This window comes from Clostridium liquoris (genome assembly GCF_002995785.1).
Lineage (GTDB): Bacteria > Bacillota > Clostridia > Clostridiales > Clostridiaceae > Clostridium_AO > Clostridium_AO liquoris.
Window position 1 is genome coordinate 91,952 of the sequence record NZ_PVXO01000073.1, and the last position, 13,401, is coordinate 105,352.

The 13,401-nt window shown below is 30.4% G+C and carries 13 protein-coding genes and 1 other annotated feature; of the genes, 4 read left to right on the top strand and 9 right to left on the bottom strand.

The genetic code is table 11. The features are described from left to right. Positions 1–26: 26 nt before the first annotated feature. Complete coding sequence (dapA, locus tag CLLI_RS13925; RefSeq protein ID WP_106064795.1) at positions 27–911, top strand: 4-hydroxy-tetrahydrodipicolinate synthase; 885 nt, start codon at positions 27–29, stop codon at positions 909–911. A 26-nt stretch (positions 912–937) separates the two neighbouring features. Next, the gene (gene dapB, locus CLLI_RS13930; RefSeq protein ID WP_106064796.1) at positions 938–1,693 is read left to right on the top strand and encodes a 4-hydroxy-tetrahydrodipicolinate reductase; all 756 of its coding nucleotides are present in this window, start codon (positions 938–940) and stop codon (positions 1,691–1,693) included. Positions 1,694–1,750: 57 nt separating this feature from the next. Here dapB and CLLI_RS13935 read toward each other — a convergent pair whose 3' ends face one another. The 3 genes from CLLI_RS13935 to pdaB all read right to left on the bottom strand — a co-directional run bounded on the left by CLLI_RS13935 (position 1,751) and on the right by pdaB (position 3,976). Then, positions 1,751–2,467 carry a single-stranded DNA-binding protein gene (locus CLLI_RS13935; protein ID WP_106064797.1) on the bottom strand — a complete coding sequence of 239 codons (717 nt, stop codon included), beginning with the start codon at positions 2,465–2,467 and terminating at the stop codon, positions 1,751–1,753. Between the two features lie 101 nt (positions 2,468–2,568). Continuing rightward, positions 2,569–3,060 carry a hypothetical protein gene (locus CLLI_RS13940; protein ID WP_106064798.1) on the bottom strand — a complete coding sequence of 164 codons (492 nt, stop codon included), beginning with the start codon at positions 3,058–3,060 and terminating at the stop codon, positions 2,569–2,571. Between the two features lie 169 nt (positions 3,061–3,229). Then, entirely contained in the window at positions 3,230–3,976 is a 747-nt protein-coding gene (gene pdaB / locus CLLI_RS13945; protein WP_242975614.1) for a polysaccharide deacetylase family sporulation protein PdaB, read from the bottom strand. Between the two features lie 240 nt (positions 3,977–4,216). Between pdaB and CLLI_RS13950 the strand changes: the two genes are divergently transcribed. Beyond that, complete coding sequence (locus CLLI_RS13950; RefSeq protein WP_106064800.1) at positions 4,217–4,741, top strand: DUF4364 family protein; 525 nt, start codon at positions 4,217–4,219, stop codon at positions 4,739–4,741. Positions 4,742–4,745: 4 nt separating this feature from the next. Here CLLI_RS13950 and CLLI_RS13955 read toward each other — a convergent pair whose 3' ends face one another. Continuing rightward, positions 4,746–5,630, bottom strand: a complete 885-nt coding sequence (locus CLLI_RS13955) for a YncE family protein (protein WP_106064801.1) — start codon at positions 5,628–5,630, stop codon at positions 4,746–4,748. A 131-nt stretch (positions 5,631–5,761) separates the two neighbouring features. Between CLLI_RS13955 and CLLI_RS13960 the strand changes: the two genes are divergently transcribed. After that, positions 5,762–6,010, top strand: a complete 249-nt coding sequence (locus CLLI_RS13960; protein WP_106064802.1) for a TIGR03905 family TSCPD domain-containing protein — start codon at positions 5,762–5,764, stop codon at positions 6,008–6,010. 95 nt (positions 6,011–6,105) lie between these two features. Here the strand turns inward: CLLI_RS13960 and CLLI_RS13965 are convergent, their stop codons facing one another. The 5 genes from CLLI_RS13965 to CLLI_RS13985 all read right to left on the bottom strand — a co-directional run bounded on the left by CLLI_RS13965 (position 6,106) and on the right by CLLI_RS13985 (position 13,348). After that, positions 6,106–7,398 carry a bifunctional folylpolyglutamate synthase/dihydrofolate synthase gene (locus CLLI_RS13965; RefSeq protein ID WP_106064803.1) on the bottom strand — a complete coding sequence of 431 codons (1,293 nt, stop codon included), beginning with the start codon at positions 7,396–7,398 and terminating at the stop codon, positions 6,106–6,108. A 24-nt stretch (positions 7,399–7,422) separates the two neighbouring features. Further along, positions 7,423–10,065: a valine--tRNA ligase gene (locus tag CLLI_RS13970; protein ID WP_106064804.1), complete on the bottom strand. Its 2,643-nt coding sequence runs from the start codon at positions 10,063–10,065 to the stop codon at positions 7,423–7,425. A 49-nt stretch (positions 10,066–10,114) separates the two neighbouring features. Continuing rightward, positions 10,115–10,332, bottom strand: a binding site (T-box leader). 71 nt (positions 10,333–10,403) lie between these two features. After that, positions 10,404–11,021: a cyclodeaminase/cyclohydrolase family protein gene (locus CLLI_RS13975; RefSeq protein ID WP_106064805.1), complete on the bottom strand. Its 618-nt coding sequence runs from the start codon at positions 11,019–11,021 to the stop codon at positions 10,404–10,406. A 97-nt stretch (positions 11,022–11,118) separates the two neighbouring features. Then, positions 11,119–12,798, bottom strand: a complete 1,680-nt coding sequence (locus CLLI_RS13980; RefSeq protein ID WP_106064806.1) for a formate--tetrahydrofolate ligase — start codon at positions 12,796–12,798, stop codon at positions 11,119–11,121. 34 nt (positions 12,799–12,832) lie between these two features. Further along, positions 12,833–13,348: a folate family ECF transporter S component gene (locus tag CLLI_RS13985; protein WP_106064807.1), complete on the bottom strand. Its 516-nt coding sequence runs from the start codon at positions 13,346–13,348 to the stop codon at positions 12,833–12,835. Between the last annotated feature and the right edge of the window lie 53 nt (positions 13,349–13,401).

Consider the following 13,401-nt stretch of genomic DNA (forward strand, 5'->3'; position numbering starts at 1 on the left):
AATTTTTTTAGAAAAGGGGTTTATTAATGAATATATTTAAAGGTTCAGGTGTAGCTATAATTACTCCCTTTACTGAAGAAGGTGTGGATTTTAATAAACTAGGAGAACTATTGGAATGGCATATAAAAAATAATACTGATGCTATAATTGTCTGTGGTACTACTGGTGAAGCATCTACAATGTCAGAAGAGGAAAGAAAAGCAACTATTAAATTTACAGTAGAAAAAGTAAATAAAAGAATACCAGTAATAGCTGGTACAGGAAGTAACAGCACTATTTCAGCAATAAACTTTAGTAAGTGGGCTGAATCAATTGGAATAGATGGGCTTCTTGTTATAACACCTTACTATAACAAGACAACTCAGAAAGGATTAATTGAACACTTTAAGGCAATAAACCAAGAGGTAAATACACCCATTATTATTTACAATGTTCCAGGCAGAACAGGTTTGAACTTATTACCAAAAACCTTAGTAAAAATATGCCATGAGTGCAAAAATGTAATAGCTATAAAGGAAGCCTCAGGGGATATAAGTCAAATTGCAGAAATAAAAGCCCTATTAAGGGATAGAATTCAAATTTATTCTGGTAATGATGATCAAACAATACCAATACTTTCTCTAGGTGGTATTGGAGTTATATCCGTATTAGCAAATATAATACCTAAAGAAGTTCATAAAATGTGTGAATTATATATGAATGGTAAAATAGATGAAGCTTTAAAAATTCAACTAGATACCTTAGCTCTATCAAATTCATTATTTATAGAAACAAATCCTATTCCTATAAAAACTGCTATGAATATTTTAGGAATGAATGTTGGTAATTTAAGATTACCATTATGCAGTATGGATGAAAATAACCTAAATATACTCAAAAGTGAATTAAAAAATTATGGATTATTAAAATAACAGACTGATCTTATAGGAGGTACGTAATGGTAAAGGTAATTTTATGCGGTTGCAATGGAAAAATGGGAAAAGTTATAACAGAAGCCATACATTCATTTCCTGATATCAATATAGTTGCTGGAATAGATAAATTTATAGATATTAAAAATTCCTATGCTACATTTTCTAATATAAATGAATGTACCGCTTTAGGTGATGTAGTGTTAGACTTTTCAAGACCGGATGCATTAGAGGATTTACTTGCTTATTGTACAGAAAATAAGCTGCCCTTAGTACTTTGTACTACAGGCTATTCTCCTGAACAAATAGATAAAATTGCAGATACTTCAAAAAAAATACCTATATTTAGATCTGCAAATATGTCTATAGGAATTAATATAATAAACTCTATATTGAGAAATATAAGCAAAAAATTATACAAGGATTTTGATATTGAAATAATAGAGAAACATCACAATCAAAAGGTGGATTCCCCAAGTGGAACAGCTCTTCTATTAGCTAATACAATAAAAGAATCTATTCCAGAAGAAACAGAATTTACTTATGGAAGAGTTGGTAATTGTAAAAGAAAAAATAATGAAATTGGAATTCATTCAATTAGAGGTGGATCCATTGTAGGAGAACATGAAATAATATTTGCAGGTACTGGTGAAACTATTGAAATAAAACACAGTGCATTATCTAGAGAGGTTTTTGCCATAGGTGCACTTAAGGCCTGTGAATTTATGAAAGGTAAAGGGCCTGGATTTTATAATATGGAAGATATTATAAATAATAACTAACAGAGAATAGAGAATAAATACGGAAGAAAATTCTCCATATTTATTCTCTATTATTTTTTATTTGCCATTTATTAATTCATTTTCTTCATTAATTATCTCTTCTTCGTTAATTTCTAATTCATTTATTTTCTCAAGAATGTTTTCATTATTATCGTCTTTTGAGACCCTTTCCATCTTAGATATGGATACTTCATAAGCTATTTTCTTAATACTTTCATTTTCCGAAATCTTCTTTTGATATTCCCTGCTTTGAAGTCTACCCCAAATTCTTATATTATCTCCCACTTGTAACTCTTGACAAAATCTAGAATTTCTGCCCCAAGCAATAGTTGGAATATAGTCAGATTTGTTATAAGCTCTATTTACTGCTAGAAGCAAATCCGCTATTTCTCTTCCAAAGGGAGTTGTCCTATATACCGGCTGCTTACATATAAAACCATTAAGGCATATCTGATTTGGGTTCTTACTTTTTTCAATGCAGTAGTCAATATTTCTAGCAAATACAGTTAGTATTAACCTATTAGCCCCATCTATGAACTTATTGTATGATCTTAACTGACCTTCAATTACTACTTCTGTTCCTTCTTTTATTTCCATGCTGCCAATAAGCCTTTCCGAAACTGTAATAAACAAATTATCCTTAATTTCACTTAATCTTGGTACTTCCACATAGAAAGTATAAAAGCCCTCCCCATACATTTCATGACTAAACTCTAATTTGGAACACACTTTCCCCTCTAAATAGATCTTATTGTTTTGTAACAAATTATCCATTATAACCCCTCTTTCCCTTAGTATCTTAAAATAATTTATACAACATATAATTATTCAAATAAAACTTTAAATATACCAATTTTAGTAAATTCATTTATCTCTTAATTAAAATATTTTCTGATATCATAACTATCCATTCCCTCAATTAAAGCTATAGTTATGGTAGCCATAAAAGAGTATAATTCATAGTCATCTTTAAAAGTTCTATCTATAGGAATTTCCTCTGGCTGAACAATAGAATCTATATTGCTTGATAAGGCCCTTTGAATACAGTAAACAAAACTTCCATTATCTTTTTCCATACTGGATACTGTTACAGTATTTCTATTACCTAATCCATAGGTAATTATATTACCTGAAAGGTTAATTCTACTATTTTCTAAAAGGTCCATGTTTAATAATATATATTTGCTGCTGAAGCCTTCCTTATATTTATCTATAATTCCTCCATTGTTTATTACTACATAATCATAAGTTCCATAAAGTTTATTAGGATTATCCTTAATATCCCATGATATCCTTAATAAATCTAACTGACTTTTTAGATAAGCCTTAAATTTCCTATTACCATCAAAAACAACTATGTTTTTCATATAATCAACTCCTATTTTTTTGCATCTTAACAGTATTTTTAACAGGAGTCTATATTTTATACTTTATTATGCTAACAACAGCCTAAAATAAATCCTATGGCCTTTTACTTATATTTCCATTATAATATAGATATATGTCTGCTTCAATAGATTAAGCATTTATATATGTCTATTTTTTAATTTGCTTGCCCTGATTATTTATATAATAATTTTCTTTATATATTAAATCCCCTACTTTAACAAAGCTATAACCTTTAGCTTTTAAATCCTCTATTATTCTCGGTAAGGTTTCTGGTGTATATTTACCATCATTGTGAAATAACAATATAGAGCCTGGCTGTACTTTTCTCATAACCCTGTTATATTCATTATCCGCTCCTTGGGCTTTCCAATCTATACTGTCTACATCCCATTGTATACAGTGATATCCATTGGAATTCACTGTTTCAACTACTAGATCATTGTAGGCCCCACTAGGACATCTAAATAGTTTTGTGCTTTCCCCTGTTACTTTCATTATTTTTGCATCTGCTATGCTTATTTCCTTTATCATATCCTCTGTAGATATTCTGGTCATATCAGGATGAGAATTAGAATGGTTTCCTATTTCATGTCCTCTTTTGCATATTTCTTCAACTTCTTCTGGAAAATCATCAATCCAATTACCTATAAGAAAAAATGTTGCCTTTATATTGTACTTATCCAAAACATCCAATATCTTCTTTGTATTGCTATTTCCCCAATTGACATCAAAGGTAATTGCTATGTTTTTTTCTTCAGTTTGTACAGAATATATAGGAAGCTTTCTTCCAGTATCTAAAAATACCCCTTTACTTTTAAAAAATATAGATGCTGCCATACTAATAAGAAGTAAACACATTGCACCTGTTAATTTTCTTAATACTTTTTTATTCAATAATACTACCCCCATATTTATCTTCTCTATAAATTTTATATGCGCAATTTAATACTAATTATTACTATTATTCACAGCATTATATTAAAAATAAATAATCCTCCCTAAAAATAAATTTATAAATTTAAAGCACCTATTTCTTTTTGGTGTTTTATTCATTTTAAAAGATTTATGTTATAATGAAATATATATATTTAAAATTAATATTATTATAATATTATTTTTTAGGGAGGATAAATGATGTTTGAAGACACTTTAGAATTAGCGGAGAATAAACTTCTCCTTCTTTATATATTTGATAAAATTAAGATTCCTATAACAAACAATAAAATTACACAAATCATTTTAGAAAATAATTTTATTAATTATTTCACACTGCAGCAATATATATCTGAATTAATTTCCTCTAATTTTTTAAAGTATACTGAAGGTGAAAATAAACACAGATTAGAAATAACGGAAAAAGGTAAAAAAGTACTATCTTTATTTGGAAATAGGCTATCACGCAATAAAATTGATGCGGCTGATGAATATTTGACTAATAATATTAATATCATAAAGAAAGATGTTACTATAACTTCTGACTATACAATAGAGAACAAGGATAAATTCATTGTAAATTTAAAGGCTGTAGATAATAATATTGTATTAATTGATTTAAAAATTACTGTAGATTCTAATAAACAGGCCAGAGATTTGTGTGCTAAATGGAAAAATAATTCTTCAGAAATTTACAGTAAAATACTAGGAATACTAACAAATTAATATTTTATGCTAATACCATACCTGTAGGTTCGCCGCCTATTGGTATATTTTTTTTGTTTCCATTTTCAATATCCACTCTTATAAGAAGATTATTATAATTATCACCTACATATACATTATTATTAACTTTTACAATTCCTCTAGGCATTCCGCCTATATTTAATTTCTTTACTTCTTCATAATAATTTATATTAATAATGCTTATAGTTCCATCTCCAAAATTAGAAACATAGCAAAATTCATTTTCTAAAAACATATCCACTGGTGAATTACCAACTTCTATTCTGTAAAGAACTCTAAAAGTTTTTAGCGAGATTATACTAATACTTCCTCTGCCATCCGATCCTAAATTACTTTCGCAAACAAGTATATATTGTCCATCCATACTAAATATTGCTTTAGTGGGATAGGAACCTACTTTTATATTTTTAACATTTTCCCTATTTTCACAGTCTATTAAAGTAATGCTGTCATTCTCCATATTGCATATTAATAACAATTTTTTTTCCTTATTCAAAGCTATGCTATGAGGAAGATTTCCGCAAGGTATTTCTTCTATTAATTTGCTTTTTATTAGATCAAATACTACTACATTATTTAGCTCTCCACATATTATAAATGCATTATTTTCATACTCAATTACATCATTACAATGCATACCTATAAAATGGTTTTCTTTTTCTCTATTCTCTTCTATATCTATAATGGAAATACTATTATCATAACTATTTGCCGTTATTAGCTTATCCTCATATCTACATATTCCATGGGGGCCAACTTTTCTATAGTTTGTAGCACTTAGTGTAATTTTACTTTCTTCTTTAAATGAATTGACATTTACCTTTGATATACAATCAGAAGATGTGTTACAAATAAATAAACAGCACATAAAATTCCCCTCCTCACAAACATAATATGTAGAATTATTAAAATGTGAGATTAAATATTATTAATTACTATTGAGTTCCAACTCTAATATAGTATATAATTTTTTCATATAATACTTAAGGAGGAGAATTAATGTATAGCTACAAAACAAAGGGAGTTTGTTCTAAAAGAATTGATTTTGAAATAGTTAATAATAAAATAGCAAAGGTTAATTTTGCTGGCGGCTGTGATGGAAACTTAAAGGGTTTATCCAATCTTATAGAAGGTATGCCAGTAGAAGAAGCTATTAAAAAATTAAAGGGAATAACCTGTGGAAATAAAACCACTTCCTGCCCAGATCAACTTTCAAAGGCTCTAGAGGAAGCTATTAATAGAGAATAGATAATAGAGTACAGAGAGGAGATTCATTTTTGCTTTGTAAAAATAAATCTCCTCTCTGTGTTTTATACTCTGTACTCTGTACTCTGTATTCTATCCTAGTTTTTTACAACTTTTCTCATATCTCCTATCATATAAAGAGATCCAGAAATTAAAATTAAATCATCCTCATTACAATAGCTTAATGCTTTTTTATAGGCTTCTTCGTAGTCATCCATTGCTTCACAATTTTTATTGTGTTTCTTGATTACCTGCATTAGAATGTTGGAATTTTCAGCCCTGTAGCTATGAGGGGTAACTGCTATAATCTTGTCAGCCATTGGAGTTATAGTACTTACCATATCTTCTACCTGCTTATCTGCAAGTATTCCAAGTATTAAGACCATCTTATTATATTTAAAATATCTTTCCACGCTGTTTTTAAGATTAGTAATTCCATCTATATTGTGTGCCCCATCTAATACCACCAATGGATTCTTTCTCATAATTTCTAATCTTCCAGGCCATTTTACTTCTTTTAATGCCTTGTAAATATGCTGTTTTTTAATATTAATTCCCTGTTTTATTAATTCATCAATAGTATGCAGTACCACTGAACAATTCAACATCTGATGGGTTCCTAGTAATGAAAGCTGTACTTCATATCTATTTTCCTTAGTTTTCACTATAAAATTTTGATAATATTCATTGGATAAATCTTTATCAACATATTCTACAGAATCTCTATTTACTAAAGTTAAGTGACTATTTTTCTCTTCACATATTTTTTTTATTACTTCTTCAGCTTCTTTTTCTTGTGGATATAATACAACTGGAACGTTCTCTTTTATTATTCCACCTTTTTCAAAAGCAATTTTACCAAGAGTATTGCCTAGTATTTGCATATGATCAAAGCTTATAGATGTTATTACGCTTACTAAAGGAGTTATTACATTTGTGGAATCCATTCTTCCGCCAAGTCCTACTTCTATAACTGCATAATCCACCTTTTCTTCATAGTAATATAGAAACATAGCACAGGTTATTATCTCAAACTCTGTTGGATGTTCATATCCTAATTCTATTACCTTTTCCACTGCTTCAGATACTTTAGTCACTACTTTTGCTAAATCACATTTTGGGATGTTTTGCCCATTGATTTGTATTCTTTCTTCAAACTCTTCTATAAAAGGAGAAGTATACATTCCAACCTTAAAGCCTGCTTCTATAAGTATTTTCGATATCATTGCAGTAGTAGAACCTTTCCCGTTTGTACCTGCAATATGTATACATTTTAACTCTTTATGAGGATTCCCTAGCAATTCTAATATTTTTTCTGTTCTTTCAGTGCCAAAATTGCTTCCAAACCTAGCTGTATTTTCAATATATAACATTGCTTCATTATAATTCATAATAAATCACCCCCAAATTTAAAGCTATTTTAAATTATTTATTCTCTCCATTACTGAGCTAAGCATTTCCCTATATTTCTCTCCCTTAGCTTTTTCTTCATTTACTACTGCTTCAGGAGCTTTAGCTACGAATCCTTTATTAGAAAGTTTCTTTTCTACTCTTTCTATTTCTTTTTCTAATTTTACTTTTTTCTTATTTAATCTATCTAATTCTTTTTCTAAATCTACTAAATCAAGCAATGGCATATACATTTCTGCACCCTTTGTAACTGCTGAAACTGCATTTTCTGGTACCTCATCTTTTGAATTTAAGAAAATGACTTTACTAGCAGAAGCTAGTTTTTCAAAATAAACTTTCCCTGATTCAAAAGCATCTTTTCCTTCCATAGCATAAATCATAACCTTAGCTTTCCTTGAAGGAGGTACATTCATTTCAACTCTAACATTTCTAAGAGCCTTTATTGCTTCTATAATATAGTCCATATTTTCTTCTGCTTTTTCATCTTTTAATTCTTCCTTATATTCTGGCCACTTAGAAGTTGTTATAGTCTTTTCTTTATCTTGAATATGAGTATATATTTCTTCAGTTATAAATGGCATTACTGGGTGTAATAATTTAAGTCCTGTAGTAAGAACATTAAATAATACATTGAATACTACTCCCTTAGCCTTTTCATCTTCACCATATAACACGGGTTTTACAAGTTCAATATACCAATCACAGAATTCACTCCACATAAAATCATAAACCTTTTGTGATGCCATCCCCAATTCATATTTTTCTATGTTTTCTGTTACCTCTTTTACTACAGTATTTGCTCTAGATAAAATCCATTTATCAGCTGCTGTATAATCTTTGCAATTCTTATACTTTTCCATAATATCTTTATCAAGATACATCATAACAAATCTTGATGCATTCCATATCTTATTTGCAAAGTTTCTAGCTGCTTCTACTTTTTCTTCATAGAATCTTATATCATTTCCTGGAGCGTTACCAGTGATTAACATAAATCTTAATGCATCAGCTCCATATTTGTCTATTACATCTAATGGATCTACACCATTTCCTAAAGACTTAGACATTTTCTTACCATTGGAATCTCTAACTATACCATGTATAAGCACAGTATGGAATGGTATATCATTCATGTTGTGTAATCCTGAGAATATCATTCTAGCAACCCAGAAGAATATAATATCATATCCTGTAACAAGCACATCTGTTGGATAGAAGTATTCTAGATCCTCTGTTTTATCTGGCCAGCCTAAAGTAGAAAATGGCCATAATGCCGAACTAAACCATGTATCAAGTACATCCTCATCCTGTTTTAAATTATGACTTGAACATTTTGTACATTGTGTTGGTTCTTCCATAGATACTATCATTTCGCCACAATCCTGACAATACCATACTGGTATTCTGTGTCCCCACCATAGTTGTCTTGATATACACCAATCCTGAATGTTTTCCATCCAGTTAAAATATATTTTATCAAATCTTTCAGGGACAAATTTAATCTGTTTATTTTTTACAACATCAATAGCTGGTTTTGCAAGTTCTGCCATTTTTACATACCACTGTTTTGATATCATAGGTTCAATAACTGTGCCGCATCTATCATGGCAGCCCACATTATGTGAGTGATCTTTTATACTTACTAAAAATCCCTGCTGCTTTAAATCTTCTACAATAGCTTTTCTAGCTTCATATCTATCCATTCCAGCATATTTCCCGCCTAAAGCATTTATAGTTCCATCTTCATTCATAATTACAATCTCTGGAAGGTTATGTCTTTTGCCAACTTCATAGTCATTTGGATCATGAGCTGGAGTTATTTTAACAGCTCCTGTTCCAAATTCTATATCTACATAATCGTCAGCTACTATAGGAATTTCTCTATTTACCAAAGGAAGCATAAGCTTTTTGCCTACTAAATGAGTATATCTTTCATCCTTTGGATTAACAGCTACAGCAGTATCTCCAAGCATTGTTTCAGGTCTAGTAGTAGCTATTTCTAAATATTCATCTGCCCCTATAACAGGATATTTAATATGCCAAAAATGTCCTTCTTGTTCTTCATATTCAATTTCTGCATCTGATAATGCAGTCATACATTTTGGACACCAGTTAACTATTCTATTTCCACGATAAATTAATCCTTCATTATATAACTTTACAAATACTGCTCTTACAGCTTTGCTTAAATTTTCATCCATAGTGAAGCTTTCTCTTGTAAAGTCTGCTGAAACTCCCATTTTCTTAAGCTGAGTTCTTATTCTTTCTCTGTATTTCTCGGTCCATTCCCATACTTTTTCTAGGAAAGCTTCTCTTCCCATTTCCTTCTTTACAAGTCCCTGTTTTAATAGTTCATTTTCAACCTTTACTTCTGTAGCTATACTTGCATGGTCTTCGCCTGGAAGCCATAGTGTGCTGTAGCCTTGCATTCTTTTAACTCTAATTAAGAAGTCTTGCAAACTACTATCTAATGCATGACCTAAATGTAATTTACCTGTTATATTTGGAGGTGGCATTATTATAGTAAAAGGTTTTTTATTTTTATCCACCTTTGGTGTAAAATACTTTTCTTCCTCCCAAACCTTGTATATTCTTTCTTCAAATTCTTTGGGATTATAAGTTTTTGCGATATTTAAATTTTCATTCATATGTATTTCCTCCTTATGCTTATTTTTATACAAAAAGCGCTGCCAATCCTTAAAGGACGACAGCGCGCGTTACCACCTTTTTTCCTGCAAAACAAATTACAGGCTCTTACAAATTTAACGATTAAGAAAACCGTCTTTACTTACTAGTGTTTCAGTAAAGAAGCTCAAAAGCTACCTTCAAGGAAACTCATACAGAAAGTCTTTCACCCATTGGACCTTCCTCTCTTGGTACTATTATCCTCTACTCCTCTTTTTCAAAGCTTTACATATTTAATTATAATAATCTTTATTATAACCTAATTTAATAAACTGTCAATAGCATATTGGAGGTATTGGCATTATAGATTAACTTTTGAAAGTATTCCTTTTTCCATATCGTTTACTTTAGATTCTAGTTCTTCCATTTCTTTTTTAGCATTGCTTACAAATTGCTCATCCTTTATAGAACCTAAATTGATCTTTACATTATAAAATGCTGAATGTACTGCTGTTCTGGCAGACATTGCTGCTACAGCTCCATCTGTTACTGCATTTTTGTTACCCTTTAATACCACTTTTTCAGCTAATTGAAGTAACTGGAAAGCATCTTTACCTACATTTAATGGAACTGTTGCTGCTCCCTTAAAAGCTGACTGAACACATTTTGTTCTTTCAGCTTTTTGTTCATCAGTATCCTTTGGCATTTTAAAAGCAGCCATAATCTTGTTGAAAGAATCTGAATCCTCATCTATGTAATTAATAAATTTTTCTTTATATTCAGAAGCTACTTTTTTAACTTCTTCCATTTCCTTCCTTACTTCATCATAGCCTTTCTTTCCTATTGTAAGATTAGCTACCATCTCGATTAATGCTGCTGCTGAAGCTGCGCTAAGGGCTGCAATACTTCCACCACCTGGTGCTGGCGATTCTGAAGCTGTTTCATATATAAAATCTTTAACTGACATTTCTTTAAGCATAATAGTTGCCTCCTAAATTAATATTTTTTAATTATCCTTTAAGGTATGCCCTTTTATAAGAGAGACATACCTTAGAGGTATTTAAAAGGTTGACTTATTAGAATAAACCTGATATAACACCATTCTCATCAATATCCATTTTTTCTGCTGCTGGAACCTTTGGAAGTCCTGGCATAACCATTATGTTGCCTGTCTGGCATACTATAAATCCAGCACCGGCTGATACTCTAACATCCTTAACATTAATCCTAAATCCTTTAGGTGCTCCTACAATACTTGGATCATCAGTAAATGAGAATTGAGTTTTAGCCATACATATTGGCAATTTATCTAATCCTAATTCTTCAAGTTTTTTAATCTGTTTCATAGCAGCTGGAGCTATATCAACTCCATCTCCACCATAGATTTCTCTTACTATTGTATCAAGTTTTTCAGGTATTGAAGCTTCTACATCATAAATTGGTTTGTAGTGAGATTCCTTAGTTTGTAGAATATTAACAAGCTTTTCAGCCATTTCTATTCCGCCTTCTCCACCTTTTGCCCAACATTCATTTAATGAAACTTCAACTCCAAATTCTTTACATTTATTCATTAATAGTTCTATTTCAGCTTCTGTATCATTTGAAAATCTATTAACAGCAACTAATACTGGTAAGCCAAACTTTCTCATACTTTCAACTTGTCTAGCTAAGTTTGCAAATCCTTTATCTAATGCTTCTAAGTTTTCATTTCCCAATTCTGTTTTCTTAACTCCACCATGCATTTTTAAAGCTCTAATTGTAGCAACTACAACAACTGCATCTGGTTTTAAGTTGCCATATCTACATTTTATATCTAAGAATTTTTCAGCACCAAGGTCAGCACCGAAGCCTGCTTCTGTTACAACTATATCGCCTAATTTCAATGCTAATTTTGTTGCTATTAAGGAGTTACATCCATGGGCAATATTTGCAAATGGTCCACCATGAATAAGAGCTGGTGTATTTTCAAGAGTTTGAACAATATTTGGCTTTATAGCATCTTTTAATAACATTGCCATAGCACCATTTACTTTTAAATCTTTAGCTGTTACTGGGTTTCCATCAAGATCATAAGCAACTATTATTTTTCCTAATCTATCTTTTAAATCCATTAAGTCATTTGCAAGACAAAGTATAGCCATAACTTCAGATGCAACTGTAATCGTAAATCCATCTTCTCTTACAAATCCACAAGCTTTTCCACCAAGTCCTACTGTAACATGCCTTAAAGCTCTATCATTCATGTCTATTACTCTTTTCCAAACTATCTGTCTTGAATCAATTCTTAAAGCATTTCCCTGATGAATATGGTTATCTATTGCAGCTGATAAAAGGTTGTTAGCTGAAGTTATAGCGTGCATATCTCCAGTGAAATGTAAGTTTATATCTTCCATTGGAACAACCTGAGAATATCCACCACCTGCTGCTCCACCTTTAATTCCAAATACTGGTCCTAAGGATGGTTCTCTTAGTGCTATAAATGCTTTCTTTCCTATTTTATTTAAAGCCTGACCTAATCCTATTGAAGTTGTTGATTTACCTTCACCTGCTGGTGTTGGGCTTATAGCTGTAACTAATACTAATTTTCCATTAGGTGTATCTTTTAATCTTTTAAATGCATCCAATGATATTTTAGCTTTATATTTTCCGTAAAGTTCTAATTCATCATCTAAAACTCCATACTTTTCAGCTATTTCAGCTATTGGCTTCATGGTTGCACTTTGTGCTATTTCGATATCACTTGGTACTTTATTCATAATAATCATCCACCTCATCTAATTATTTTTTATATTATTGTAGAACATTATTTATCTTTCTTACAAGAGAAGTATTTTTAAGAGAATATACAATTGTCATAAATACAATGGTTTCTATTGGAATAAACACTATATTTTTTACAAGTCTTATTGGTAATAACACCATAAATGCTTTTCCTGTCATCATAGAAAGCCATAGTGTATTTAAGCCTACATCTACTAAAACTATTTTTAATATTACTGATATTATAACACTTTTATATGTAATTTCCTTTTTATAAAAGAACATCCCATATATTACTCCACATAAAAACGCACTTATTGTAAATCCTATAAAGAAAGATCCTGCAGGGAAAAGTGTTGCCCCAATCACATCTATTACGGCATTTATTATTCCTCCAAATAAAGGTCCAAAGAATACCCCCGCTAACATTGTTGGAATAAATCCAAATCCTATTCTTAAAATAGGCAGTTGAATTGAAAAGAATCTGCTGATTATTACTCCAATTGCTATAAATAAGGCTGCATAAACTATCTTTTTTGTTTTCAATTGTACTCCCCCATTTACCTGTATTTTATGAATACTCTTTCATTTTCTTAAAT